The organism is Priestia aryabhattai, assembly GCF_023715685.1.
Taxonomy (GTDB): Bacteria; Bacillota; Bacilli; order Bacillales; family Bacillaceae_H; genus Priestia; species Priestia aryabhattai_B.
Genome location: NZ_JAMBOQ010000001.1, coordinates 356,965 through 383,239 on the forward strand (window position 1 = coordinate 356,965; position 26,275 = coordinate 383,239).

General features: G+C 37.4%; 33 protein-coding genes. 14 read left to right on the forward strand and 19 right to left on the reverse strand.

Annotated elements, in window-relative coordinates; all coding sequences use genetic code 11:
- The first annotated feature begins 74 nt into the window (after window positions 1–74).
- Together M3225_RS01860 and M3225_RS01865 are read left to right on the forward strand one after the other, a co-directional pair.
- Window positions 75–695, forward strand: a complete 621-nt coding sequence (locus M3225_RS01860) for a LysE family translocator (protein WP_013058667.1) — start codon at window positions 75–77, stop codon at window positions 693–695.
- A gap of 276 nt (window positions 696–971) precedes the next feature.
- The gene (locus M3225_RS01865; RefSeq protein WP_251390730.1) at window positions 972–2,405 is read left to right on the forward strand and encodes an alanine/glycine:cation symporter family protein; all 1,434 of its coding nucleotides are present in this window, start codon (window positions 972–974) and stop codon (window positions 2,403–2,405) included.
- Between the two features lie 63 nt (window positions 2,406–2,468).
- On the opposite strand, the gene M3225_RS01870 is transcribed toward M3225_RS01865, so the two are convergent.
- Window positions 2,469–2,921, reverse strand: coding sequence for a CBO0543 family protein (locus tag M3225_RS01870; protein WP_057233982.1), 453 nt, complete (start codon window positions 2,919–2,921; stop codon window positions 2,469–2,471).
- Between the two features lie 157 nt (window positions 2,922–3,078).
- Window positions 3,079–4,044 (reverse strand): bile acid:sodium symporter family protein, encoded by a 966-nt coding sequence (locus tag M3225_RS01875; protein ID WP_251390731.1) that lies wholly within the window; start codon window positions 4,042–4,044, stop codon window positions 3,079–3,081.
- A gap of 291 nt (window positions 4,045–4,335) precedes the next feature.
- Here M3225_RS01875 and M3225_RS01880 point away from each other — a divergent pair, with 291 nt between their 5' ends.
- Entirely contained in the window at window positions 4,336–5,442 is a 1,107-nt protein-coding gene (locus M3225_RS01880; RefSeq protein ID WP_251390734.1) for a mechanosensitive ion channel family protein, read from the forward strand.
- Window positions 5,443–5,482: 40 nt separating this feature from the next.
- Here the strand turns inward: M3225_RS01880 and safA are convergent, their stop codons facing one another.
- On the reverse strand, window positions 5,483–6,106 hold the full coding sequence (gene safA, locus M3225_RS01885) for a SafA/ExsA family spore coat assembly protein (protein ID WP_078082276.1): 624 nt from the start codon (window positions 6,104–6,106) through the stop codon (window positions 5,483–5,485).
- A 138-nt stretch (window positions 6,107–6,244) separates the two neighbouring features.
- A complete protein-coding gene (locus M3225_RS01890) occupies window positions 6,245–7,609 on the reverse strand; it encodes a hemolysin family protein (RefSeq protein WP_251390736.1) in 1,365 nt (454 codons plus the stop codon).
- Between the two features lie 121 nt (window positions 7,610–7,730).
- On the opposite strand from M3225_RS01890, the gene M3225_RS01895 reads away from it, so the two are divergent.
- Window positions 7,731–7,925 (forward strand): hypothetical protein, encoded by a 195-nt coding sequence (locus M3225_RS01895; RefSeq protein WP_251390738.1) that lies wholly within the window; start codon window positions 7,731–7,733, stop codon window positions 7,923–7,925.
- Window positions 7,926–8,234: 309 nt separating this feature from the next.
- Here M3225_RS01895 and M3225_RS01900 read toward each other — a convergent pair whose 3' ends face one another.
- The 3 genes from M3225_RS01900 to M3225_RS01910 form a co-directional block, all read right to left on the reverse strand.
- A complete protein-coding gene (locus M3225_RS01900; protein WP_057233971.1) occupies window positions 8,235–8,465 on the reverse strand; it encodes a hypothetical protein in 231 nt (76 codons plus the stop codon).
- Window positions 8,466–8,579: 114 nt separating this feature from the next.
- Window positions 8,580–9,299 carry an NAD-dependent protein deacylase gene (locus M3225_RS01905; protein WP_251390739.1) on the reverse strand — a complete coding sequence of 240 codons (720 nt, stop codon included), beginning with the start codon at window positions 9,297–9,299 and terminating at the stop codon, window positions 8,580–8,582.
- 12 nt (window positions 9,300–9,311) lie between these two features.
- Window positions 9,312–9,710: a universal stress protein gene (locus M3225_RS01910; RefSeq protein ID WP_251390741.1), complete on the reverse strand. Its 399-nt coding sequence runs from the start codon at window positions 9,708–9,710 to the stop codon at window positions 9,312–9,314.
- A 158-nt stretch (window positions 9,711–9,868) separates the two neighbouring features.
- On the opposite strand from M3225_RS01910, the gene M3225_RS01915 reads away from it, so the two are divergent.
- Window positions 9,869–10,012 (forward strand): hypothetical protein, encoded by a 144-nt coding sequence (locus M3225_RS01915; protein WP_013058677.1) that lies wholly within the window; start codon window positions 9,869–9,871, stop codon window positions 10,010–10,012.
- Window positions 10,013–10,038: 26 nt separating this feature from the next.
- Here the strand turns inward: M3225_RS01915 and pfkA are convergent, their stop codons facing one another.
- Complete coding sequence (pfkA, locus tag M3225_RS01920; protein ID WP_013058678.1) at window positions 10,039–10,998, reverse strand: 6-phosphofructokinase; 960 nt, start codon at window positions 10,996–10,998, stop codon at window positions 10,039–10,041.
- A 345-nt stretch (window positions 10,999–11,343) separates the two neighbouring features.
- Between pfkA and M3225_RS01925 the strand changes: the two genes are divergently transcribed.
- Both M3225_RS01925 and M3225_RS01930 read left to right on the forward strand, forming a co-directional pair.
- Window positions 11,344–12,021, forward strand: a complete 678-nt coding sequence (locus M3225_RS01925) for a C40 family peptidase (protein WP_251390743.1) — start codon at window positions 11,344–11,346, stop codon at window positions 12,019–12,021.
- Between the two features lie 139 nt (window positions 12,022–12,160).
- Window positions 12,161–12,703, forward strand: a complete 543-nt coding sequence (locus M3225_RS01930; RefSeq protein WP_251390744.1) for a 5' nucleotidase, NT5C type — start codon at window positions 12,161–12,163, stop codon at window positions 12,701–12,703.
- Between the two features lie 152 nt (window positions 12,704–12,855).
- On the opposite strand, the gene M3225_RS29415 is transcribed toward M3225_RS01930, so the two are convergent.
- From M3225_RS29415 to M3225_RS01935, 3 genes are all read right to left on the reverse strand, one after another.
- On the reverse strand, window positions 12,856–12,981 hold the full coding sequence (locus tag M3225_RS29415) for a hypothetical protein (protein ID WP_264467360.1): 126 nt from the start codon (window positions 12,979–12,981) through the stop codon (window positions 12,856–12,858).
- 364 nt (window positions 12,982–13,345) lie between these two features.
- Window positions 13,346–13,471 (reverse strand): hypothetical protein, encoded by a 126-nt coding sequence (locus M3225_RS29420; RefSeq protein WP_016765283.1) that lies wholly within the window; start codon window positions 13,469–13,471, stop codon window positions 13,346–13,348.
- Between the two features lie 103 nt (window positions 13,472–13,574).
- Window positions 13,575–13,979 carry a secondary thiamine-phosphate synthase enzyme YjbQ gene (locus M3225_RS01935; RefSeq protein WP_251390746.1) on the reverse strand — a complete coding sequence of 135 codons (405 nt, stop codon included), beginning with the start codon at window positions 13,977–13,979 and terminating at the stop codon, window positions 13,575–13,577.
- 118 nt (window positions 13,980–14,097) lie between these two features.
- Between M3225_RS01935 and M3225_RS01940 the strand changes: the two genes are divergently transcribed.
- From M3225_RS01940 to M3225_RS01950, 3 genes are read left to right on the forward strand one after another with little or no spacing between them, the layout of a single operon-like run.
- On the forward strand, window positions 14,098–15,534 hold the full coding sequence (locus M3225_RS01940; protein ID WP_251390748.1) for a spore germination protein: 1,437 nt from the start codon (window positions 14,098–14,100) through the stop codon (window positions 15,532–15,534).
- Window positions 15,535–15,549: 15 nt separating this feature from the next.
- Window positions 15,550–16,653, forward strand: a complete 1,104-nt coding sequence (locus M3225_RS01945; RefSeq protein WP_251390750.1) for a GerAB/ArcD/ProY family transporter — start codon at window positions 15,550–15,552, stop codon at window positions 16,651–16,653.
- Window positions 16,650–17,777: a Ger(x)C family spore germination protein gene (locus M3225_RS01950; RefSeq protein ID WP_251390752.1), complete on the forward strand. Its 1,128-nt coding sequence runs from the start codon at window positions 16,650–16,652 to the stop codon at window positions 17,775–17,777. The genes M3225_RS01945 and M3225_RS01950 overlap by 4 nt, the downstream gene beginning before the upstream one ends.
- A 6-nt stretch (window positions 17,778–17,783) precedes the next feature.
- On the opposite strand, the gene M3225_RS01955 is transcribed toward M3225_RS01950, so the two are convergent.
- Window positions 17,784–18,152 carry a hypothetical protein gene (locus M3225_RS01955; protein ID WP_251390754.1) on the reverse strand — a complete coding sequence of 123 codons (369 nt, stop codon included), beginning with the start codon at window positions 18,150–18,152 and terminating at the stop codon, window positions 17,784–17,786.
- Between the two features lie 230 nt (window positions 18,153–18,382).
- Here M3225_RS01955 and M3225_RS01960 point away from each other — a divergent pair, with 230 nt between their 5' ends.
- The gene (locus M3225_RS01960; protein ID WP_251390756.1) at window positions 18,383–18,985 is read left to right on the forward strand and encodes a DUF3885 domain-containing protein; all 603 of its coding nucleotides are present in this window, start codon (window positions 18,383–18,385) and stop codon (window positions 18,983–18,985) included.
- A gap of 12 nt (window positions 18,986–18,997) precedes the next feature.
- Here M3225_RS01960 and M3225_RS01965 read toward each other — a convergent pair whose 3' ends face one another.
- The 6 genes from M3225_RS01965 to M3225_RS01985 all read right to left on the reverse strand — a co-directional run bounded on the left by M3225_RS01965 (window position 18,998) and on the right by M3225_RS01985 (window position 22,923).
- Window positions 18,998–19,720: a hypothetical protein gene (locus M3225_RS01965; RefSeq protein WP_251390758.1), complete on the reverse strand. Its 723-nt coding sequence runs from the start codon at window positions 19,718–19,720 to the stop codon at window positions 18,998–19,000.
- Window positions 19,720–20,589 (reverse strand): ABC transporter ATP-binding protein, encoded by an 870-nt coding sequence (locus M3225_RS01970; RefSeq protein ID WP_251390760.1) that lies wholly within the window; start codon window positions 20,587–20,589, stop codon window positions 19,720–19,722. The genes M3225_RS01965 and M3225_RS01970 overlap by 1 nt, the downstream gene beginning before the upstream one ends.
- The gene (locus M3225_RS01975) at window positions 20,586–20,954 is read right to left on the reverse strand and encodes a GntR family transcriptional regulator (RefSeq protein WP_251390762.1); all 369 of its coding nucleotides are present in this window, start codon (window positions 20,952–20,954) and stop codon (window positions 20,586–20,588) included. The genes M3225_RS01970 and M3225_RS01975 overlap by 4 nt, the downstream gene beginning before the upstream one ends.
- Window positions 20,955–21,056: 102 nt before the next feature.
- A complete protein-coding gene (locus tag M3225_RS01980) occupies window positions 21,057–21,677 on the reverse strand; it encodes an alpha/beta hydrolase (protein WP_251390764.1) in 621 nt (206 codons plus the stop codon).
- Between the two features lie 14 nt (window positions 21,678–21,691).
- The gene (locus M3225_RS29425; RefSeq protein ID WP_285885198.1) at window positions 21,692–21,814 is read right to left on the reverse strand and encodes a hypothetical protein; all 123 of its coding nucleotides are present in this window, start codon (window positions 21,812–21,814) and stop codon (window positions 21,692–21,694) included.
- Window positions 21,815–22,032: 218 nt separating this feature from the next.
- Window positions 22,033–22,923 carry a YitT family protein gene (locus M3225_RS01985; protein WP_251390766.1) on the reverse strand — a complete coding sequence of 297 codons (891 nt, stop codon included), beginning with the start codon at window positions 22,921–22,923 and terminating at the stop codon, window positions 22,033–22,035.
- A 260-nt stretch (window positions 22,924–23,183) separates the two neighbouring features.
- Between M3225_RS01985 and M3225_RS01990 the strand changes: the two genes are divergently transcribed.
- From M3225_RS01990 to M3225_RS02000, 3 genes are all read left to right on the forward strand, one after another.
- A complete protein-coding gene (locus M3225_RS01990) occupies window positions 23,184–23,993 on the forward strand; it encodes a DUF4397 domain-containing protein (RefSeq protein ID WP_251390768.1) in 810 nt (269 codons plus the stop codon).
- Window positions 23,990–24,613, forward strand: coding sequence for a class F sortase (locus M3225_RS01995; protein WP_251390770.1), 624 nt, complete (start codon window positions 23,990–23,992; stop codon window positions 24,611–24,613). Before M3225_RS01990 ends, M3225_RS01995 begins: the two co-directional genes overlap by 4 nt.
- 128 nt (window positions 24,614–24,741) lie before the next feature.
- A complete protein-coding gene (locus M3225_RS02000) occupies window positions 24,742–25,560 on the forward strand; it encodes a glycerophosphodiester phosphodiesterase family protein (protein WP_251390772.1) in 819 nt (272 codons plus the stop codon).
- A 27-nt stretch (window positions 25,561–25,587) separates the two neighbouring features.
- Here the strand turns inward: M3225_RS02000 and M3225_RS02005 are convergent, their stop codons facing one another.
- A complete protein-coding gene (locus M3225_RS02005) occupies window positions 25,588–26,274 on the reverse strand; it encodes an ABC transporter permease (RefSeq protein WP_251390774.1) in 687 nt (228 codons plus the stop codon).
- Window position 26,275 lies beyond the last annotated feature (1 nt).

Sequence of the window (26,275 nt, forward strand, 5' to 3'; positions counted from 1 at the left end):
CTATTAATTCATTAGCACATACTCTTGAGAACTCTTTGTCGAAATGGTTAAAATTCTGTGGGGAGGGAATCATCATGACATTTTCTTGGCTTATACCTTACATAGCCGTGTCACTTATTATTGTCTTAATACCAGGACAAGATATGATTTTTGTAATGACACAAAGTATTGCTTCAGGCGTCAAAGCAGGCATTAAAACCGTATTAGGTTCTATCACAGGAACATTTGTACATACTCTTTTAGCCGCAGTGGGGCTATCTATTATCTTTCAAAAATCAATTATTGCCTTTACGATTCTAAAGGTTGTAGGCGTTCTGTATCTGCTGTTTTTAGCGTATCAATCGTTTCGAGAAAAAAGCGGTCCGTTGGAATTAACAGAAAACGTTCAACAACATCATCACTTTAGAAAAGGATTTGTTAGCAACTTAACCAATCCAAAAGTAGCTATTTTCTTCATTACGTTCTTACCGCAGTTTGTTAATTCGTCTCTTGGACATGTAAGTTTGCAGATGATTTTGTTTGGTATCATCTTTATCGCCGAAACGCTCATCATCTTTTCACTTATTGCGCTATTTGCTTCTGGTCTTGGGAAAAAAGTCAAAAAAAGTCGTATCTTTCAGCACACATTAAAATATGTAAAAGGAACGGTTTTTGGCGTACTTGGCCTAAAACTTTTATTTTCTAGTAACAATTAAGTAAAACAAAATGAAATTTCTTTCATCCCTGCTGTTATCGCCTTTTCACACCCACTTCACTTGTCATATCACCCTATTTTTCCATGTGAGGTTAGTTGACAAAAGACCAAAATTATTATTTTATATATATATAAGGTTCAGATTTAGCAACAAGATTCGACAAGGATAATGCAGAAAACAGCGGGGAAATAGGGAGATCTGTCTAAATAGAGGGAAAATTCTATAAATTCATGTTTTTTATTATTATTCTACTATAATTCATGAAGAGGTGAAACTATGCAAGAAGTAGTTCAAGGTTTTGTTAGTTCAATCAACGAATTTCTTTGGTCCTACTTACTGATTGCGATGCTGATTGCATTTGGTTTGTTTTTTACGTTCAGGTCAAAGTTTTTACAAATTCGATTATTAAGAGAAATGATTCGTGTATTAAAAGAAGGTGCGGATAGCTCTTCTAAAGAGGGAATTTCGCCATTCCAAGCGTTCTGTATCAGTATGGCAGCCCGCGTTGGTACAGGTAACATTACAGGTATTGCGATTGCGATCGCTTTAGGGGGACCTGGTGCTGTATTTTGGATGTGGGTGCTTGCCATTATTGGTTCAGCTTCAGCATTTATTGAAAGTACGTTAGCACAAGTATATAAAGTAAAAGACAAAGACGGCGGCTTCCGAGGCGGGCCCGCTTACTATATGGAAAAAGGGTTAAAAAAACGATGGATGGGCGGACTGTTTGCCGTTTTAATCACTTTATCATTCGGCTTAATTTTTAATGCTGTACAATCGAATACGATTACTCTTGCGTTTGAAAATGCGTTCGGAACAAATCGTTTAGTGTTAGGCATTATTATGACAGTGGCTTTCGCTGCCATTATTTTTGGCGGAGTTAAGCGTATTGCAAAAATGTCAGAATATATTGTTGTGGTACTAGCTGTTGCCTACATTGGCGTAGCATTATTCATTATTATCATGAACATTCAAGAGATGCCTTCTCTTATTGCGTTAATCGTAAAAAATGCATTTGGTTTCGAGCAAATTGCAGGCGGTTCTCTTGGAGCAGCTCTTATGCAAGGAATTAAACGCGGTCTATTCTCAAACGAAGCGGGTATGGGTAGTGCGCCAAACGCCGCAGCGGCTGCAACAACAAGCCACCCGGTAAAACAAGGATTAATTCAAGCATTTGGTGTATTAACAGATACGCTTATTATTTGTAGTAGTACTGCCTTTATCATTTTGCTTTCAGGTGCTTATACAAATAAAAATTTAAGCGGTATTGAGTTAACACAAGCTGCTTTAAGCACTCACATCGGTTCTTGGGCATCGGGCGCTCTTGCGATTATGATTTTCCTATTTGCTTTTAGTACATTAATTGGTAACTACTACTACGGAGAAACAAATATTGAGTTTTTGAACACAAATAAAGCTTGGCTGATGACTTATCGTGTTGCCGTACTTGCAATGATTGTGTTTGGTTCCATTTCTCAAATCCAGCTTGTATGGGATTTAGCAGATCTGTTTATGGGCTTTATGGTAATAGTCAACTTAATCGCGATTCTCTTGCTCTCGAAAGTTGCCTTTGCTGCGCTCAAGGATTATCTTGCCCAAAAGAAAGCTGGAAAAGACCCTATCTTCTATCAAGACAGCATTCCTGGACTTGATAATATTGATGCATGGGATCATTCAAAAGATAAATCTAGCTCGAAAGAAGCGATCTAACAAAAAAAGCCGTGAATATTCACGGCTTTTTTTGTTGCGCATATTTACTTCTTTTTCTTCCTTCTAATGAAGCAGTCGAAGCCTCACTAAGTACCTATAGTACACATAAATCACGCCGTACGGAATCCAGTAGGAAAAAAATGTCCAACCAAGATTCCATCCGTTCCCGTACATGACTCTTTCCATATACACATACGTTCCTTCAAAAAATGTTGTAAGCAGCGCTATAAGAAAAATAAAAAAATGAGGCTTTCCGATTCGCTGGATTAAAAAAATCATATAGCTGGCCAATACAGGATAGACACCTAAATTAAAAGGCAGCGCTTCTAATGCTTCATTTTCTAAAGAAGTGTGGAGTTTCCAAAAGCCATAATAGCTACCGAATTCATTAATGACGATTGCTAAAACGCAAAAAGCAGTTCCTACTAAAGGCAGTAAACGACGATTTCTGGGATGTAAATAGAGTGTGCCAAAAACCCAAGGTAAAACAAATGCCAGCGCTATATTGATAAGCAAGAATATCCGACCTTTTTCTTTCTAGTATGCCACACCGTACCTTTTTCTAATCATCTCATTATCTTGAACGTAACAAGCGTAAAAGCATCTTATCTCTGATCATTAAAACAGAGTGCTTAATTTATGATTACTGTAGTTTGTTCCCTGCTTTTTCTATTTATTTTAATGAAACAAATTCAGCGTCTTTTTTCTGGTAATAGTTTTGAACTAAACGCCCTGATAAAGCAGCTAATACCTGCTGAAATAACATCCCTAATACGACGGGTACAGCAACAGGAGCTGGAAAATAAGATACGGCTAATACGGCTCCGGCGCTAATATTTCTCATGCCTCCGCAAAACGTAAGCGTCACAACTTTTGCTCGGTCCCACTTTAGCCATTTGCCAATCATCCAGCTGAAGAAATAACCAGCTGAACTCATTAAAAAGACGATCACGATGATAAACAGCAGTTTTTTATCAATATGCTTTAAATAAGGTGCAATCACTCCCCCGTTTACCATGACCATCACACTTAACCCTATTTTCGAAACAGGTGCCAGCTTTGGTCCTAGCGTTTGCTTAATTGTTCCTTTGGTATATTGATTTAAGCACATGCCTAACAGAGATGGAAGGACAATCATAAAACATAAATCTTTGACTAACTTTAGCGCTTCCAAATGCACGGTGTCTCCAACCACCAATAAAAGCGTATAAGGAACGATAAGCGGCGCTAAAAGGGTATCAATTAAAATAATGGATAGCGCAAGAGGAATGCTTCCTTTGTAAATAGAGACCCATATAAAGCTAGTCACTCCGGTTGGAATAATCGCTGCTAGCAAAAGACCTGTGCTTGTAAATACATCATGCGGAAAAATCACTTGGCCAACGCTCCAAGCCCATGCTGGCATAAAAATATGTAAAACAAACAGGGCCATAATGATTGGAAATGGACGGTGTATCGTGGCGTTTAACTGCTGAAAGTTTGAGTTTAAACTTCCAGCAAACGTCATTAATGCAAAAAGCCATGGAATTAAAAAAGTATACTGACTCAGTGACGAACCGATAAGAACTCCAATGAGTAAGCTGACCGGCGTAATAAACGGCATCAATTTTTCTAGCATTCTATTTAATTGACTTAACAAAGCTTCTCCCTCCAACGAACATTTTAAATAAATAATAAAATAAATTAACGTTTATAATATCATCTATTTATTATACAACTTATTTTCAGACTATTGTCTGTCCGTTTTACTAAAAAGACATATATTCATAATTATCACTTAAATAGATTTACAGGTATTTTTGTGCTATTTTAATAGGGAAGAAGCTTTTAAAAAGCATGAATTTAGGGTAAAGAACACTCTACATAGAAATGCTTTTAATTGACGGATATAAATGAACTGTAGCACAGTTTTGGTAATTAGGAGGATTGTATGGATTTTTTGAAGTCTCTGTCATCGTTAGATGATTGGAAAAAAATCGTGATTGCGATTGGGATCTTTCTGATCTTTTTAATTCTTCGCAAGCTGTTCACGACTTATTTATTTAAGTTTATTATTGGTTTTGTCAAAAATAAAAAAATCAATTTAATTACGAGTGTTTTAGAAGCTTTTGAAAAGCCGCTGCGCTGGATTTTTGTGATTATTGGTTTCAAACTTGCTCTTCCCTATCTTCCCTTTGATGTTTTAACAGCGGAAACGGAAAGACATTTAGTTCGTTCAGCGTCTGTCGGCCTTGCAGGATGGGGATTGTATAATTTAGCTGCTTCTACCAATTTATTTTTTGCAACGTTTGCCAAAAACTTTGATATCCAAGTGGATCGAATCATTATTCCTTTTATTGAAAAGTTCATCCGCATCGTTGTTGTTATGCTTTCTATCTCCATCATCGCAGAAGAATGGGGCTTTAACGTAAACGGCTTTGTAGCAGGTCTTGGGTTAGGTGGCCTTGCTTTTGCCCTAGCCGCAAAAGACACCGTTAGTAATTTATTCGGCGGAATTGTGATTATTACAGAAAAACCTTTTACCATTGGAGATTGGATTAAAACACCGAGTGTTGAAGGCGTTGTAGAAGATATTACGTTTCGAAGCACCAAAGTTCGAACGTTCGCTCAAGCAGTCGTAACAGTTCCAAATGCTACTCTTTCTAATGAGCCCATTATCAACTGGGCTAAAATGGGAAAACGTCAAATTGCCTTTCATTTAAACTTGAATTATAATACACCAAAAGAAAAATTGGAAACAGTAGTAGCAAGAATTAAAAAGATGCTGACTGAGCACGAAGAGATTCACAATGAAACGATTCTTGTTAACTTTGACGGTTTCTATGAATCTAGTCTAAATATCTATCTGTATTTCTTTACAAATACAACCGTTTTTGCTGATTATTTAGATGTAAAAGAAAAAATAAACTTCGAAATTATGGACATTCTTGAAGAAGAAGGTGTAGAATTTGCTTTCCCTACGCGCACACTCATCGTTGAGCAGGACGGAAAGCTTTCTGGCAATCCAAAAGAATTTCTAGAAAGTGCTCGAAGCTAAAAAAAGCTGACTACTAAGTCAGCTTTTTTTCCTCTCTTTTTTAGTTTGAAATGAACATTTGAGTCCAGTAATGGCCGTAGCTTCCACCTTTAGCGTAACCTACTCCGATTTCGGTAAATTGACTCGATAGTATGTTTTTACGGTGACCTTCGCTATTCATCCATGCGTTAACCACTTCTTTTGGAGTTGCTTGTCCAGCAGCGATATTTTCACCTGCTGTACTGTATGTAATGCCAAAGTTTTTCATCATGTCGAACGGACTTCCATATGTAGGCGATGTATGACTGAAATAATTTTTATCAATCATATCCTGCGATTTATAGCGAGCAACGCGAGCTACTTCCCAATTAGACTTTAAAGGCTTAAGCCCTACTTTAGCACGTTCTTGATTCACTAGCTGAACCACTTGCTCTTCGTAGGAACTTCCTGCTTTATCCGTTGGAATAGTAATTTTCTGTCCAGGATAGATCGAATTAGGGTTTTTAATAGCAGAGTTCGCTTCAATCAGCTCGGAAACACCAACCTGATATTTTACTGCTATTTTCCACATCGTATCTCCCGATTGAACGGTATGTACGGTTGCTGCTTGCGCAGTGTTATTAAGACCAAAAGCTAGAGTGACAGACAACAGTGTTACTAATAAAAGTTTTGATAGAGTTTTCATACTTTTATTAAAGCAAATTGATTTCAAGATTGATAGCGGTAATATTATCCCTTAGTTCCACCATATGACTTTTTCATCTTCCCCGCACGCTTTCTTTATAAAAAAAGACGCATTGCTCTTTCACAATGCGCCTTCTTGTTATGAAGATAAAGCCTGTGACTGGTTCATGTCTGACACATTAACCGCTTCATCCGTGCTTTGATGCACCTGACGTTTTTTTATCACATCAATATATTGAATGTGATGCCCTTCCATTTTCGTAACAGTAAAGTCATACTGATCAAAGCTAAGGCTCTCTCCCTGCTTGACGTCATATTTTTCCGTCAAGACCCAGCCTCCAATTGTATCGACATCCGTATCATCAATTGTTGTGCCAAGCAGCTCGTTAAGCTCACTTACTAATAACTTTCCATCTACAATATAATGATCGTGTTTGACTTTCTGAATTAATGGAAGTTCATCAGCATCAAATTCATCCCGAATTTCACCGACAATTTCCTCTAAAATATCCTCTACTGTTACAATCCCTGCTGTTCCTCCGTATTCATCAATTAAAATAGCCATATGAATACGTTCACGCTGCATCTTAAGCAATAAATCATGAATAGGAATCGACTCAATTACTTCAATAACAGGACGGATATACTGTTTTAAATTTATTTTTTCCTTGCTGTTGTTCATTACAATCTCGGTTAAAATCTCTTTCATATTGACCATTCCAATAATATGGTCTTTATCTCCATCGATGACCGGATAGCGGGTAAACCGTTCTTCTTGCACCATATCAAGGATGTATTCGACCGTATCTTCCTGGTCAATCGAAACGACTTCCGTACGGGGCACCATAATTTCCTTGGCAACGCGATCATCAAAGTCAAAAATTTTACTTACATATTTAAACTCCGATTGATTGATTTCACCGCTTTTATAGCTTTCTGATAACAAGATGCGAAGCTCTTCTTCACTGTGTGCAAGCTCATTTTCTGAAGCAGGCTTTAGACCAAATAACCCTGTTATTAAACGCGAAGAACTGTTTAATAGCCAAATGAAAGGATAGGTTACTTTATAAAAGAGTATAAGCGGACGAACAAATAATAAAGTGACTTTCTCTGCTTTTTGAATTGCAAATGTTTTCGGAGCAAGCTCTCCGACCACAACGTTTATAAATGTAACAACCGCAAAAGAAATCGCAACAGATAGTACTTTTGTTAAAGCTCCGCTTATCCCTAGTTGATCAAGTAATGGTGACAGGAGATGCGAAAATGTAGGCTCTCCTAACCAACCAATTCCCAGCGCAGTAATCGTAATACCAAGCTGACACGCAGATAAGTATTCATCTAAATTTGAAATAACTTGCTTCGCAGCTTTTGCATTGCTGCTCCCTTCTGCTATAAGCTGATCCACTTTGGAACTCCTCACGCGAATAATCGCAAACTCGGTAGCAACGAAAAAAGCAGTTAATGCAATCAGTACCGCTAGTAAAATCAAGTTAAATATGTCCAATCAAGTTCCTTAGCTCGTTTAAAAACGAGTAAGGACTCACCTCCTAAAAAATAAAAAATTTGGATAAAGAACTCTATCCCTGTACTGATCACATGGAAAAGTGCATATAAGGAGGAATCACATGATAAATGTATATAAATGTATAAACATTTTTATACGGAGCAAAACTGCTAATCTTTCTTCCTTATCTCACGCTTCACTCGTTAGTGTAACAGGTCATTCTTTATTCAGCTGTTCTAGATGTGAAGCAATGGCTCACATCGCTTCATTTCATGATGTTGCTTCAGCGCTGATTCTCTCTTCCATTCATTTATAAAAAATTTAATAATAGTTTACAATCTTTATAAAGTTAAAGTCTGTTAACGTCTTAAAAGAGCGATTATGTGATAAAGAGCGATATGCGTGAAGCAAATGTAGTTTTGTATAATCATGTATTGTACGCTTTGACACTGGTGCATATAATGCTACTTCGCCAACGTGGTACACTGCCCCATCCAATCACCTCTATTTCCGTATATCCAAAAAGAATAAGGAATAATTATCCTATTTCTTTTTAAACTTATTGACTTTATTTTAAATGTTAAAAACTTTGCAGTCAAACGTTTTAGTTAGTCTCCTGCCCTTGCTATTTACTGGTGCGACGATTTTTAGCAGGTAAATAAAAGCTTGCTGCTACACAAAAAAAACCAAGGACAAAACAGATAATGGGGAGTTTCATACCTATCGCTTCAGCATAATAAGTGAGACTCCTTCCGTGAATAGGGACAAGATTCATTTCAAAAATCAAAGTCAAAACAGCTGTCACTTTGAGTGCAATACCAACAATGAAGAGACAAACTCTTAAGCCTACACTCATACGCGAAAACATCCCTTCTATCCATTAGCGAATGTATGATGTACTACACCATATGATACATCCCTACACTTTATCACTAAATGCTAAAAAAGCGCTATGTCCATACATAGGCGCTTATAAATTTGCTACCACTTGTCCAATGGAATCATAGATAACCAAATCAAACAAATAATCGTAATGCGTAGGTTCTTTATTAATCATCACCATGTTTGTACGATTATATCGGCTCACAAGCAGCGGAATCTGATTAATCGGTGCTACTTCAAGAGATGAACCAAGCACGATGAACAAATCAGATGCCAGCGCTGCTGTAACTGCTTCATCGAACTGATGAATTGCATCTCCAAAGAGAACAACATTTGGCTTTAAAAGGCGCTCACACACTGTACATTGTGGGAGAGCTGACTGATTTAAATAAGCCAAATCATACTCTTCTTTACAGCTCGGACAATGAGCTCGTTTAATGGAGCCATGAATTTCAAAAACGTTCGTGCTTCCTGCATCTTGGTGCAATCCATCAATATTTTGCGTAATAACATGCACGGTTTTGGCTGCTTCTAGTCCTGCAATAAAGCGATGGCCCGTATTCGCTTTATACTGATGCAGCATTTTAATATGAAAAATTTCTTTAAACAGAGGCCAAAATTCACGAGGATACTGTTCATAAAAGTCAGCAGCTACTATGTCCACAAAGCTTTTGTTTTGGCGATATAAGCCATTTTGAGAGCGAAAGTCAGGTATTCCTGACTCTGTGCTCATCCCTGCTCCCGTAAAAAAACAAATGTGTTTAGCATCATCAATGAGCTGTTTTAATTCTTTGTACTGTTTTGACATTGCATTTCTCTCCTATTTAACAATTAGCACAGGAATGGTTACTTGCTGTGCAATCTTAGAACTAACGCTTCCAAGCAGCATGCCTTTTACAGGATTTAACCCTCTGCTTCCTATTACTACAAGGTCAAATGAATTTTGATTAGCAAATTGAATCACTGTTTTAGCCGCGTCTCCATGCATAAACGTAATCTCATACTCGACATTTCCCTTTTTTAAAATTTCATCTGTTGTATGTATTCGACTTTCCCGTTCCTCATCGCGGCTAAGTGATTTCAACCTTGAATCACCCTCTACTGCATAAATAACTTGAATAAAACTGTTTTCCATCAGCTGAGCCAGCTGAACGGCTTTTTCTGTTGCTTTAGCTGCATGTTCTGAGCCATCTGAGGCAAGTAAAATTCGTTTAAACATTACGTTTCCTCTCCTCTTTTGTAAAATGGTCTTCTCTCTTTACTATATCACTCGCTGTTCAAATGTAATCATTTTTTTGATTATTTCTATAATTTTTAAAATTATTTGTCTACTTTTATGATAAACTGAAAGAAAACGTGTACAGAGGGGATGGAACGATGTTTGGTTTTGAATTAATTTGCACTTTTTGCAAAGGGCTCGGAAAGCTAGCCGTTATTCCTGGTATCGGTTACATGAAAACATGCAAACACTGCGAAGGGACAGGGATGCAATCAAAAAAAGACGAAACTCCTTCTATATAAGAAGTTTCGCCTCATCAATACTGTGATTAGATTGAAAGCTCTTTAGATAAACGGTACATATCAGCATTGATATGATGAGGTTCACCTAAAATTTCCATAATATCATAATCTACAATTTCATTTTTACGGATACCGATTGCACGGCCGCCTTTACCTTCTAGTAGAAGCTCGACTGCACGACCGCCGAAACGGCTTCCTAGCACACGATCTTGAGCAGTTGGGGAACCACCGCGCTGAATGTGTCCTAATACTGTTACACGCGTTTCAATACCTGCAGCTTCATGCAGCTGCTTCGCTACTTCATTACCATTTGCTACACCTTCAGCTACTACGATAATGCTGTGCTTTTTACCGCGCTCTTGTCCTTTTCTCAAACGATCAACCATTTCTTGGAACTCATCTTTTGCTTCTGGGATAAGGATTGTTTCCGCCCCGCCAGCAAGACCTGACCAAAGAGCGATGTCTCCTGCATTACGACCCATAACTTCAATAATAAACGTACGTTCATGAGAAGTCGCCGTATCACGGATTTTATCAATTGCGTCGATAACCGTATGAAGAGCTGTATCAAATCCTAATGTAAAATCTGTTCCTGGAATGTCGTTATCAATCGTTCCTGGGATACCGATACAAGGGAAACCAAGCTCTGTTAGTTTTACAGCTCCCATATATGATCCGTCTCCACCGATAACTACTAAGCCTTCAATACCATGCTTCTTAAGGTTTTCAATACCTTTTAAACGTCCTTCTTCTGTTTTGAATTCTGGACATCTTGCAGAATAAAGCATGGTTCCGCCGCGTTGAATGATGTCACCAACATCTCCAACTTCTAGCTTTTTAATATTTCCTTCTATTAACCCTTGATATCCTTGATAGATACCGTAAACTTCCATACCTTCATGAATTGCTTTACGCACAACAGCACGAACCGCAGGATTCATACCTGGAGAATCTCCGCCGCTTGTTAATACACCTATTCTTTTCATTACTTTCACCTCATCAAAGTCACATACATGACTACTATATTATAGTTCTACATTTTACCCGAGTTCGAACTTTTTGTGTAGTAATTCACAACATATTTCTTTGTTAAATTTTAAATGTACATACTTTTTCATATCTTTTAGTTATTTACCGTCAAATATTCAAAGTTTTTCTAGCAATATTACACATCCAAAGAACCCTTTTAAGTACGGCTTTTATAAGACTATATTCACCGTTATATTTCATTTTTTTCATATATGTAATGAAATTGTAACGTAGAACACTGTCGAAAGATGATATGATGAATTTACTCAAGTCAGGAAAAATTTTCAGGGGGTACTAGTTTTATGAAAAAAGTAATAGCAGCTCTTACGCTTGCTGGCGTTATTGTTTCTACTAGCCCGATTGTCAGCCAAGCGGCTCTAGGCGACCAAACGCTTCGCCAAGGCATAAATCACCAAGATGTTAAACAACTACAACAAACGTTGAAAAATAAAGGCTATTTTAAAGGGAATACGACTACATACTTTGGGACTGTTACAACTTCTGCTGTAAAATCATTTCAGCGCAAAAACGGACTAGCAGCAGATGGCATTGTCGGAAAAGGAACGTATGCTAAACTAGGCGTTTCAGCAAAGGGCAAATCGTCTTCTAGCTCAGCGCGCTATAATCCTAACGCGGTGATTAACAAAGGAAAACAGTATATGGGCGTTCGATATCGTTGGGGTGGAACAACGCCAAGCGGCTTTGACTGCAGCGGTTTTATTGGCTATGCGTTCAAACATGGCGGCGGGGTTCAACTTCCTCGAACAGTAGCTCAAATTTATCAAAAAGGAACGCGCGTCTCAAGTCCAAAAGCTGGAGATATTGTATTCTTTCAAACCTATACAAAAGGACCTTCTCATGCAGGAATTTATTTAGGAAACAACCAGTTCCTTCACTGCTCTTCATCTAAAGGTGTGAGCATCTCTTCTATGAAAGAGAGCTATTGGAGCAAACGCTATTTAGGTGCTAAAAGAATGTAGTTTCTATAAAAAGGGCAAGCTGTGTGATTTTGATGCGGCTTGCTCTTTTTCTGCATGTAAAAGATTTGGTATAGTAGAAACAGCACATTACATTGCAAAACCAAGCGTGTAGATGAATACTGTAAAGGAAGTTGAATAAATGCACACCCTTTTAATTGACATGGATTCTGTCATTTGTGACCTTATGACAGATTGGCATAACCAATATAACAAAGATTATGGTGACAGCTTATCGGTTGAAAAGTTAAAATGCTGGGAATCAGAAAAGTATGTAAAGCCAGAGTGCGGCACAAAAATTTATGACTACCTCGATCAGCCGGGGCTTTTTTTACATTTAAAACCTCTGCCTCATGCTCTTGAGGTTCTTAAACGACTTTATGAAAGGTTTGCTATTTTAATTGTCACGAGCAGCCGTACCTATGCTTATACAGAAAAAGAACAGTGGGTTGAAAAACACCTTCCGTTTATCGGAAAGTACAATATCGTGTTTACACACCAAAAAGATAAAGTATATGGAGACTTGCTATTTGATGATGCACCGCATAATTTGAAGGCTTTTCAAGCTACAGGTCGCCATGCTGTTGCCATGAGCTACCCGTATAACGAAGAAGTAAATGTCCCTCGTGTGGACGACTGGCTTCAGTTTGAACAGTACGTAAACACTTATTTTAAAGAATGTTGAGCTTAAAAAAACATGTGGACTTTGTCATCGGAGAATGAATGTAGTGCGTTTGTTAGCACAGCTAAAGGCATAAAAAAACCGCCTTTTGGGCGGTTTTTGGCGGATAGCCCACTAAGGGTTATCCGCTTTTTATTTAAAAAAGATATAGGTTTTTAGTACTTATCAGTTGATGAGAAAAAGTCCATAATGGCATGGATAATTTCAACAGACTGAAAAGAGAACAATGATATGGCTGTTAATGAAAAGAAACCAATCATGGCCATACGTACAAGTAACATAGACTAATCGCCTCCCTGTTTTGAACTAAATGAACGCCCCCAAAACAATTCGCTATCTGTCTTTGTTAGTACGACGTTTTCGCCAAGCAAAGGCAGCTCATTCACTGCGTGTAACAATGACAATGAATCTTCATCTTTATCTCTATCTTAAAGATTAAGCGTATAGTTAGTATATCAAACGAAGCTTTTTCTTCAAGGCTATACTAGCGGTAAAAAAGGAAATAGTATGAAACGATGCGTTTTATCTTTATTTCATACAATTCAGTACCCTAATATTTATTATATTAAACTTTTTAGGAAAATTGCTACTATTATATCTTTTTTTATAAAAAAAAGAGGAGCTAATGATTAGCTCCTCTCTACTTTATCGACACGTACTATAATACTCATTGACAATGTCTAAAATGGTTGGGTATTCTTCCACCCATGTAAAATTTGTTTTTTCATTTTCTTTTTTCACTGTTTCTTGTTCTGCACCTATCTTTTCCATTGTTCAATCTCTCCCTTTAACTGTTATATAACATTTATATTAAATTAACTTTGTTTTATAACAATTTCCAAAAAAAAGTTGGACAATGACGTATGAAAAAAAGTTATTGTGCAGATAAAATTTTTACATAATACGTACGAGTCCTCGGTCCATCAAACTCACAAAAATAAATTCCTTGCCACGTTCCTAGCAGCAGCTGCCCATCGTGAACGATTATATGCTGAGAAGAGCCGACCGTGCTCGCTTTGAGATGCGCCGCCGTATTTCCTTCCATATGAAGATCTAACTTATGTTTCCAAGGATATACTTCATCAAAGCGTCGGATCATATCGGTTTTTACATCCGGATCCGCATTTTCATTAATTGTGATACCAGCTGTTGTATGAGGACAGTAAACAACTATAGCCCCTTCTTTTAACCCTTCTGTTCTTATCACTGCCTGTACTTGACTCGTGACGTCAGTCATTTCGTCACGCTTGTTCGTTTTTATCGTAAATGAATGTAGCATACCATCACCTCTTTTCTTTACCATAACATATCTTTTCTATTCTTCCACATTTTTCGCATAACTCATTTTTACATCGTAAACACTAAGCTCATTAACACAACAGGCGGTGAGTTTATTTATGCTCGATTCAAAATTTCAGCCCAATGCAGACTACACCGTTCAAACGTTTCTAGATTTGGTGGGTCAAAATACAGATGTTGGTTCCAAAAAATTATGGCTGTCTCCCACAAAATATATATGCATTATTTATCTCCAAGGATTAGTCGACGGAGAAAAACTTGATAATCTTACTCAGCATATTGTTGAGACCAAAGCAAAAAGTGAAACGCAAACAATCGATGACATTGACTCGTTTATTTCTGTCATTAAAGACAAAGAAGTCTATACATACAAGCAAGCGATTTCCTGTTTTTTTAAAGGTCAGCCTTTGCTGTTTATTAGCGAAAGCACCACTGCATACTCACTGAATATGTCTATGACAAAACAGCGCTCTTTAAGCGAACCTACAACGGAAAAAGTGGTGCGCGGTCCTAAAATTGCGCTTATCGAAAACTTAGATGAAAACCTCGGGCTTTTAAGGCAGCGGTCTACCGAAGAAGAAATGGTTATTGAAGACATTTATATTGGAAATGCAAAGGAACATCGTACAAGTATCGTTTTTCACAATAAACACTGCCAAACTCACATTGTGAATCAAGTGCGAGAGAAATTATTAGACATTCCTTTAGATAACATTCAAGACTCAGGAATGATTGAAGAATTTTTAGAAGAAGCACCTTACTCTCCATTTCCGCAAGTACAAAATACCGAAAGACCAGATCGTGTTCTTGCTGCAGTCAATGAAGGGCGAGTAGCCATTTTAGTAGATGGTTCTCCTTTTGCTCTTTTAGTGCCTACAACTTTCGATATGATTATGAAATCACCCGATGATTATTACGAAAGATGGATAGCAGGTTCATTGCTAAGATTACTAAGGTACTTGTCTATTTTTATTACCCTATTCTTTTCAGCTATTTATATTTCACTCGTTTCGTTTAACCAAGGTCTGCTTCCAACGGAACTAGCTATTACCATTGCGGCCACACGAGAAAACGTTCCTTTTTCTCCTTTTATCGAAGCAGTGGTCATGGAAGTGACGCTTGAATTATTGCGCGAAGCCGGGCTGCGCCTCCCTACTCCCGTTGGACAAACAGTTGGACTTGTAGGCGGGGTTGTTATTGGTCAAGCAGCGGTGGAAGCCCATATCGTTAGCTCCGTTATGATTATTGTTGTATCTGTATCGGCAATTGCGTCCTTTACCGTTCCTCAGTACGGAATTGGACTTTCGTTTCGAATATTGCGTTTCGTATCTATGATGATTGCAGCAATCTTTGGATTATATGGAGTCACCATGTTTTTCCTTATTCTCGTCATTCACCTAACCAAACTCGAAAGTTTTGGTATGGCTTACTTCAAACCGTTTTTTGCGTTAAATAAAAAAGCATGGAAAGACTCTTATGTTCGTCTTCCAAACAAAAGCCTAAAACAGTCTAAAAATAAATCTCAACAAAACTGACAAAAGGAGGACCATATGGAACAATCACAGTCACAATCAAGCAAGCTTCTTTCAGATTTTTATGCTATTTCAATTATTTCTTCAACCATGCTGGGCGTCGGTTTATTAACACTGCCAAGCAGCATTACAAACCAGACAAATAATGCAGATGGATGGATTGTACTTATTATGGACGGCCTTTTGTTTATTGGAATTGTTCTTTTTTTAGTCTGGATGGTTAAGTATTTTACGATTAGCTGTATGTTTGATTTCACGCAAGAAGTAACCGGCAAGCTGATTGGAAATATATTCAACTTTGCTATAGTCGTTTATTTCACATCTGTAGCAAGTTTCGAAGTAAGAGCTATGGCAGAGATGATTCATTTTTATTTACTGGAAACGATGCCCATTGAATTAATTATCCTTTCGTTTATTTTGACAGGCGTCTATTTAATCACTGGCGGTATTGATTCTATCGGAAAAGTAATGGCGCTATGTTTCCCTGTAACGGTCATCATTCTTCTTATCTTATATCTTCTTAGCATCGGAATGGTGGATTTAAAAAACTTGCAGCCTGTATTAGCTGACGGATTCAGCCCGCTTCTTGCTGCTTTTACAACCGTCTCTGTTTCCTTTTTAGGAATCGAAATCATTGTATTTCTTCCAAAACATATGAAAAACAAAAATCATTTACGAAAAGTTTCTATCATCGGATTTTCCATTCCTTTACTTTTATATATTGTCACTTACGTATTAGTTGTAGGAGCTTTATCCGTCCCGGAAGTAAAAACAACCGTTTGGCCTACAATTGAATTTGTTCAGACACATGAAGTAAAAGGAATTTTCTTTGAGAGACTCGAATTATTTTTGCTTATTGTTTGGCTTCTTCAGTTTTTTTTAACCTTTGTAATGTATTTCTTTTTAGCCGTTTCAGGCTTTAAAAAGATTTTCAAAAATCGATCAACTACCAATATCATCTTTCTTGTGCCCGTTTTATTTATGAGCTCTTTGGCGCCCAAAACAGCAAGTGACGTGTCGAATTATTCAACTGTTCTAGGCTGGGCCTTTTTAGTGACATTTTTGGTTATCCCTCTTTTCTTCAGCATGTTAATGAAAATGAAAAAGGTTGTGTTCAAATGACGAAAAAATGTCTTCCTGTCATAATGACCATTTTTTTATTGTGCGGCTGTATGAGCCATCGAAACATTGAACAACTTTCTCTCGTCGTCGGAGTCGCAATGGATATTACGCCAAAAATCGAACCAAAAACAGGAAAAAACCAGCTTGTGCTAACTCATCAAACATTAACCGAAACGGAATCCGGAAATATGTCTTCTTCTATTCCATACAAGAACATTACAACTGCCGGCCCTACCGTTCATGAAATTACGCGAAATATTTCGCTGAAATCTGATCCCATATACAGTCAGCATCAGCGCGCTCTTTTAATAGGAGAAAAAGCGAGCAAGACCATCCCTCTTGATGCGCTTATCAATCAGTTTGTCCGTGATAATGAGATAAGGCGCAGCAGCCTTGCATTTGTTACAAAAGGCGATGCCAAAGATGTTTTAACGATTCAAGGGATGTCTGTGCCACCAGTCAACTTAATTTACGAGCTCGTTTACAATAAATTCAAAACCAATAAAATTTTAAACCCCCTAACAATGGGAGAGCTATCAGCCAAATTAAAAACAGATCAAAGCTTTCTAATACAGCGAATTTCTAAAATAAAAAATAGCGTTGAACTAGACGGTGCGGCGATCATAAAAGATAAAAAAGCAAAGTTTACCTTAACTCAGCACCAAGTGGAAGCTTTAACGTGGTTAACGGGGAATATTAAAGGCGGAATTATTTACGGCAAACACGGACCATACCCCTTTTCATATGAAATTGGAGATGTTCAGCAAGATGTGAAGGCCCGCATCGATTCAAATCACTCCGTTCATTTTGACATCAACGTTCAAACAAGCGGCAGGCTATCAGAAGATTGGGAGACCTCAAAACAAGCTCTTGCTGCTTCTAATGTCAAGAAAACCGAGAGAAAAATAGAAGCAATTATTCGCAAAAACGCGGAAAAAACACTCCGCTTATTGCAAAATAACTACAAAGCTGATGTGATTGACCTGCATGATTACGTAAGAATTCATCATCCTCATTTTTGGAAAAAACACCAGCATGAATGGGATGAAATATTTAGCCAGTCGACAATCAACTATCATGTTCATGTTCAAATTAAAGATTTTGGCACACAGGGCAGAGATTAACCCCTACTACTCAACGCCAGCTTCAGTCAGCTCTTTTTTCTTCAGTTCCATAATCGTGAACTTGTCGGTGTAGTTTTTGCTGACAAACAGCTGGCGTTCATTATCGCTATTAAAATAAAACTTTTTATCATCTTGATATTGAAAATTCACTTTGTTTCTTTTCATTTGTTTAATAAACGTTAAGTAGTCATCTGAATGAATGAGATACCTTTTAGGCTTATCGGATATTTGAACAACATCTTCACCTGAAGATTTTAATTTTACAATACTCCATGCAATAGGAAGAGGATTACCTTCTTGAAAGATCGTTTTGTAAAAAATGAGCACAAAGAAAGCAGCTGTAATAATTGAAATAAGAACAAGCTGTTTTTTCACCGTATATCATCCTTTCTTCACGTCGTTACTACGTTAAGTAATACGACAGGCGTATGAAAAAACCTGTTCATCCGCAAAGGTTGTGTAAAGAAATAATGCAAAATCAACAAAATATAACAGTTTGGTTACCTTTTGATTAAATAACATTACTTCTTTACAAATTTAGCTAATCACGTGATAGACTAAATTCAACATATTAAGCTAGGACTAAAATAAATGAGGTGTTGCGTATGACCACAATGCGACTTCAATCATACTTAACAACAATGTTTCCAAATGTTCAAATGAAAAGACCTCTTTTTTACAACGCGCCCGCAGGTATCCGCTTTACGCTTACCAATCAAAAAGGCGTATGGGAACGAGAATACATGAAAAATGTGTACGCACGCGCTTACGAAATTTTTGAGACACTCCATGAAAAAAATGATGAGCTGTTACTTGTTTTCAAAGCGAATGCTGCACAAGATGATTTACTTTTAAAAAAGAAAAAAGAAACAGCTATTAAAAAATTCATTCGCTCTCGCCTTAAGAAGCAAGAAGTTCAATCGGTAGCATTATTAAATAACGCTGAGTATATTATTGCCTGTAAAACAAATGATGTGAAAGAAAAGCTTCTTTTGCAATCAATTGCTAACCGCGATCTTCATATTCATCCGGCTATTGAAGAAGAGTGTTACATTGTGAATTTGAATAAAGAAACCATCTTTCACCTTTACGACGAGCGAGGACTGGACATTGTATCAAACAATCAGTCTTCTCTTCAACTGCTTCAGCAAAAGTTCCACGACTGGATTCTAGATATTGATGCAGCTTGTTCAACAAAAGTACAGTAAAAAAGCAATCATTCAGTAAAGAAATGATTGCTTTTTTATTAGGCTTGATGGACAGGAGACGCTTTTTTTAAAAACAGCCAGTTGATAAGAAAGAGTAGGAAGCTTAAGATAACCATTGTTCCAAATGTAAGCAATAACGACCCGCTCGCAAAGCCTTTTATAAAATGAATAACCGGTTCTTTTGTCACTGGAATCGTGAACAGTAAAATCAGAACAGCACCGGTGATCATCCCTCCTGTTTGCCCGAATTTGTAAACGATGCTGCCGAGCAAACACGATGCTGCTGTAATAAAAAAGATAAAATACAGCGTCTGTTAAAAAGTGAATAGCGACAGTAGGGTCATGAAAGATAAAATCGCTCGCATAATAAAGTTGAATATTCATTAAATTCAAACTATTAATCACCTTTGTGGAAACACTCATGATGACAACATTGATAAGGGACATCACGATTGCAAATAGAGCAAAAACACAGGTCATCGTTGAAAGATATGCCTTGCGAGTAGCTCCTAACTTTAAGCAAAAGGAGAAACTTTTTCGAATGATAATAAAACTTACAATACCTGAAAAGATGTACTGCGGCATACTCGTTACTAATAGAAGATGCTCGTTCACCTGTCTGAACACTAAAATATCTACTACAACAAAAGCTAAAAGAATCGTCCAAAAGCGAATCATTAAATACTTCAGTTCAACATAGAGCGAATAACTAATGGCGGCAAACTGTCCTTTCATTACGCTACACCTCCACGATTTGCTGTAAGATAAATCATAATATCCTGTATGTGAACAGCTTCTACATTAAATGAACTGTCGACAAGTTCTTCAGCATGAATATCTTCATTAAACAGCACTATTTTTTTCTCTCCCCCGAATACTTGTTCATGGATTACTTGCTTTCCTTTTTCATATTCTTCAACTTGACTTTTAGGCCCTTTTACACTTACACAGCGCTGCTGCAAATTTTCTGCCGTGTCTTGAAGAATCAGCTTTCCTTTTTGCATAATTAGTACTTCTTCAAATAAATTACTTACTTCATCAATTAAGTGCGTCGAAATAATAAACGTGCGTGGATAATCTTCATATTCATCTAATAAAAGTTCATAAAAACCTGCTCTCATCGCAGCATCAAGTCCAATATAAGGTTCATCAAAGATTGTGATGCTTGTTCGAGAAGATAGCCCAACAACAATTCCTAACGCTGATTCCATTCCTTTAGATAATGCCTTAACTTTCATATTCGAATCTAAATCAAACTCTCCCATAAGCCTCTCAGCCGTTTCTTGGCTCCAATAAGGATAAAAAAGTGAGGCGATTTTTAGTACGTCTTTGACTTTTAATGTTTTTTTGAAATTTCCGCTTTCGTTAATTAAGCAGATGTTTTGCAAAACAGAGCGGTTTTCAAACGGAGATTGATTTCCCACTTTTACCTCTCCTGTCGTAACTGGAATATGTCCGGCTACAATTTGCATAAGAGTCGTTTTGCCCGCTCCGTTTCTCCCTAGCAACCCGTATATTTTATTTTGTACTAGCGTAAGTGAAATGTCTTTTAACACTTGTTTAGATCCATAGCATTTATTCAACAGCTGCGTTTCTATATTCATTTTATTTCCCCCTTATCTAACAGCTCTTTTAACTCTTTTACCGTAATCCCTAAATGCTGTGCTTCTTTTTTCAACGGTACGATAAAACGGTTATAAAATTCTTCTTTTCTTTGTGTAAGCAATACTTCTTTGGCTCCAGGACATACAAACATCCCTATCCCTCTCTTTTTATACAATATTCCGCGGTCGACTAGCTGATTAATTCCTTTAGCTGCTGTTGCAGGGTTAATGCGATACATTTTGGCAAATTCATTCGTAGACGGTACTCTCTCTTCTTCTGGAAAAGCATCATTCAAAATATTTTCTTCGATAGTTTCTTTAATTTGTTGAAAAATTGGTCGCTGATGATCTAATGATTGTTTCATTTTGACTACCTCACTTAAGTGGTTCATTGCTCATGTAACTAACTATATGACTATTTGGTTATTTTTTTAAGTATTATTTCCAAAAAAAAAGAAAAAAGTCCATCAGTTAGTTACTGACGGACTTTCTATTTGACTGTTCAACCACTTGACCGTTCTTTTTACTAGCTCATCCTGCTGCTGTTTAGGAGAAATACTGGCTTTGTTGTCGCCTTTTTGTTTCCCGTACATTCCAAACTGTGCGTGATTAGCTCCTTTTACTTGAACCAGCTCCGTATTTTTTGAAAGTAAATGCTTGGTTTCTTTAATTTTTTCAGGCGTCGACAAACCATCTTTTTTACCGGTTAAAGACAAAATAGGGTAAGTGGAGGTTGAAAAATCATTTTTATTCATTGGATACGATGCTAAAAGAACTAAGCCCTTTATTGAATTTTGATGATCATACGCATAAGATGCTGCACTAACTCCTCCAAGGGAATGCCCTCCGATAAACCATGCGGAAATCTTCGAATAGCTCTTCACAATATCCGTCGCTTTGTTTTGACTAAAAAAACTCATATTAAACGGAGAATCTACAACAGCAACAAGATATCCTTCATTTGCAATTTGCTGAGCATAATAGCCATATGCTAACGGCTCTACTTTAGCACCTTGATAAATAATATAACCGGCTTTTATCTCTTTGTTCGTTTGGGGCTTAAATACGTAATAATTGTCTTTCTTCACTATTTTTTTCTCATCTACCAGTGAGTGAAGCTGCTTTGAAGGTTCATAATCAAAACCTGACCATATGACAAAAAAGCCACGGTTACTGCAACAAGAACTGCAAGACCGACTCCTAATATTTTTAACGTTTTTTTCATGTCACTCCCTCTTTCTGTTTTTTTACTATGTACTCTTTTTATATCTTTTAGACATTTTACATGTTTGTTTCAAAGACATACAAGAAAAAAGAGGGGCTCAATATGCATGAAGCAGCAGAAGTGACACAAACCATTACAAATACTCGAACAAGCAGAGAAAGCTAAAAATTCTGCTGTAAGCTGTAATAAGGGGCAGTCTCATTAGTAGACAACCTTCATTAATGAATATCTCGTTTCTTAAACCTTCCTCCCCTGACTTCAGCAATAGCTGCTACAGCAAAAAAAGCAGATGGATCTATCTCATCGATAATTGCTTTTAGCTTTGCTTCTTCAAGCCTGGTAATAACACAAAAAATTACTTTTTTATCATCTCCCGTATACGCCCCTTCTCCATTTAAATACGTGACCCCTCTTCCTAAACGGGCAAGGATTGCTTCGCCAATTTGTTCATATTGTTCGCTGATAATCCAAGCTGACTTGGACTCATCTAACCCTTGAATCACAATATCAATCGTTTTAAAAGCAATGAAGTAAGCCATTAAAGAATACATAGCGCGGTCCCAGCCAAATACAAAACCGGCACTTCCCAAAATAAATAAATTAAAAAACATAATCGTCTCACCTACGGAGAAAGGCGTACGCTTATTAAATAAAATAGCTAATATCTCGGTGCCGTCTAAAGAGCCTCCGTACCGAATAACAATTCCTACTCCCACACCGAGAACAATTCCGCCAAACACAGTTGCTAAAAGAGGGTCGCCTGTTAAGACCGGCAAGTCGTGAAAAATAAAGGTAGCAATGGATAGAATGATCACACCTAAAAGCGTAGATAGCGCAAATGTTTTTCCAATTTGCTTGTATCCAATAAAAAAGAATGGAAGATTTAATACGAAGATATAAAACCCGATTTGAACATCCGTTAAGTGGGATAAAATAATAGATATACCTACAATTCCACCGTCAACAACCTCATTAGGGACAAGAAAAAATTCTAGCCCTACGGCCATTAAAAGGGCTCCCACTAAAATAAACAGCATACGCTTTACAATCATCTTAACTGATAGCGAACGATGAACAACCTTTTTTATTTCATGATTCGTTTGCAGCACATAACTTCCCCTCCTTTTTGTGATAAAGACATCAACTACTAACCAAACGCTCTATTTTTATATTATCATAAAATTCAAACTATTCATCTGTTCTTTTACAAAAATTTCATCTAATGAAATAAATTATGAATATATTGGATAAAATTGTAGATGATAACAAGTGAATAAATGCCCGAGTACGTTCAAAAGTGAATGCATACCCACCACTTTTCATACGGGATTAACAGGACAAACTTAGATTAAAAGGAGAGTAAAACGTTATGAACCGTGTAAAGATTATTGCTGCTTCTTTACTCGCAGTTTTATTGCTAGCTTTTTCAGATAATTTCACTTCTGCAGCTGTGCAGGAGGCGATGATACGAGTGGTGCATGCGTCACCTGATGCACCTGAAGTAGATATATATGTGGACAATCAAAGCATCGTAGTCGGCGCATCGTTTAAAGATGTGACAGATTACCTTAAAGTACCTGCGGGGTCTCATAAAGTAGAGGTATATGCCATAGGTACAAAAGGAAAAGAAAAACCTGTCATTTCCACTAATGTAACCGTCGAAGCCAACAAAGCCTATACCCTTGCTGCTATTAACCAAGTTGCGCACTTAGAATTAAAAGTAGCTCAAGATGATATGAACGTAGCTAAAGGAAAGAGTAAAATCCGAATTGCTCACTTTTCTCCAGATGCTCCCGCTGTTAATGTAGGTATTAATCACGGCCCTACTTTATTTAAAGATACTGCTTTTAAACAAATGACAAATTATTCTGAAGTAGATGCCGGAACCTATGATTTAACCATCGCAACTAGTCAAGACAATAAAAAAGTACTGGACATTCCAAATCTTAATTTAGAAGCCAACACGGTCTACACAGTGCTCGCTATTAATAAAGCCGACAGCCTTGAAACGCTTTTATTAAAAGACAATACGGCTATGCCTTCGGAAATGCCAAAAACAGGTATGGGCGGTGCTTCAGAGGATAATTATAATTCAATTGTGCCGGTTCTTACTTTATTAGGAATTGGAGCGGTCGCTATATTTGTTGTGCGTCGTCACAGAGGATATGAAAGCGAATGAAATGGATAGGAGGGGTTTTCACCTTTTCTTTTATACTCTTCATGAGCAGTTGGTTTGCCCAGTCAGCATTTGCAAACAACTCGACAGATTTTGTTGTGAAGATGGCTGAAACAAAATCGGCTCAATCCTTGAAATCTTCAGGGACTGCTTCTACACCTCTTCCATCTCAGCTTATTATTCCAAAGCTTCATATCAAAGCTTTTATAAAAGGAATGGGCCTTACTAATCAAGGTGAAATGAGCGTTCCTGATAATGGTCATGATGTAGCTTGGTTTAAGCTTGGAGCAAGACCCGGTGAGGAAGGAAATGCGGTTATTGCAGGGCATGTTGATGACCAAAAAGGACCCGCTATTTTTTATCATCTCGACAAGCTCATAAAAGGAGATGAAATTTTCGTAACCGATCAACAAGGTCAACAGCTGACCTTTGTTGTTACTAATAAAGCTTCTTACCCCCGGGATTCTGCTCCTATCAGAGAGATTTTCGGTCCAACTTTTCAACATCGGCTTAATTTAATCACCTGTACGGGAACATTTGATCATAAACAAAAAACTCATGAGCGCAGACTCGTTATTTATACAAGCCTCCGTCCGGAAAAAACAGCCGATGTTTCTCACTAAACATCGGCGTTTGTTGCTTTTAATTACATACTCGTTCGTTTTATTTAAATATTTACAAAGCCTTAATATGAACACAACATCTCGCTAGTAAACTAATGCACGCCCCCTCAATAAAAAGGAGTTTTGATATGAGACGAAAATGGTGGTTTGTAAGCTCACTCACTCTTTGTTTATGCGGTATTTTTATGTTTATCCATACGCAGGCAGCTTCTACTCAAGCAGAAAAAGTGGCGATTATTGCTCATCGAGGCGCCTCAGGATATGAGCCAGAACATACGATGCAATCTTATCTCGCGGCCGTACAGCAAAAAGCGGATTACATTGAACTTGACCTTCACATGTCTAAAGATCAGCAGCTTGTAGCAATTCATGACTATAAGATTGATCGAACGACAAATGGAACAGGATACGTAAAGCAGTACACAGTGAAGCAGCTTCAGCGTTTAAACGCAGGAAAAGGTAATAAAAAAGCCCTCATTCCAACCTTAGAAGAAATATTTCGTACGTTTGGCAATAAGACAAAGTATTATATTGAAACAAAATCTCCTCATGAATATGCAGGTATGGAAAAGGAATTGTTAACGTTGATGGCTAAGTACAACATTCACACCGATCATGTTATTGTACAATCATTTAGTCCTGAAAGCTTAAAAACCGTCCATCGCTACCGACCTACTATGAAACTCATTCAATTAATTCGTTCCAAGCAAACTAATATGTTAACAGATCAGCAGTTCAGACAAATTAAAACGTACGCGAGCGGCATCGGCCCTAAGGCAAATACGCTGACAAAATCATATGTACAAAAAGCTCGCTCGTATAATTTAGATGTCCATCCTTATACAGTAAATGATGAAAAACAAATGAGAACGCTTATCGAATGGGGCGTAACCGGTATGTTTACTAATTACCCGGATCGTCTTTATAACGTGCTTCATAAAGAATAAACACTTGCCGCGGCAAGTGTTTATTCTTTATACATCTCTTCTATTGGCTCTCCACAAGTACAGGCTGATTAATACTATGGCATAAAGTAAAGCCCAGCCAAACACTAAAAATTTATTTAACCCTTCGTTAATAAATTGAATGATTGCAGATACAGGCGGTAATACATACAGCAGCAATCCGCCTCCTTGATACGGAAATGAAACGCCTGCTGCTGCAAGCGTAACGATTAAAATAAATAGAGGTCCAAACCAAGATAAACTGCCCTCTCTTACAACATCTCGTGTAAAAACAAGACCTATACTCATACCAAGCAAACTAAACGTCCAGTGAATAATAAACCCAAACACCATTTGCTTAGTGGATATGTCCACTTCAAACATATCAAGTAGCACGGGATAAGCAATTGAAACGGCGGATAAAAACGTAAACAGCAGGATACCGCTAATAAGTTTGCTCGTAAAGTACTTGTTCTTTTTTCCCACATGAAGTTTTGTAATAACTTCTTGATTGGAATCTTCAGCGTGAAACAGCGACATTGTAAACCAAGTGGTTAGAAAAAAGAGGTAAAGTGCCGTATTAAAAAAGCTATCAAGCACTGGATTCGGTCTATATGTATAGTTCATACACAGCGAAATAATATAAAGTGCAAGCGGAGGAATATATCGATACGATTTAATGTATGTAATAAAATGATAGCGAATCAATGCACCCATC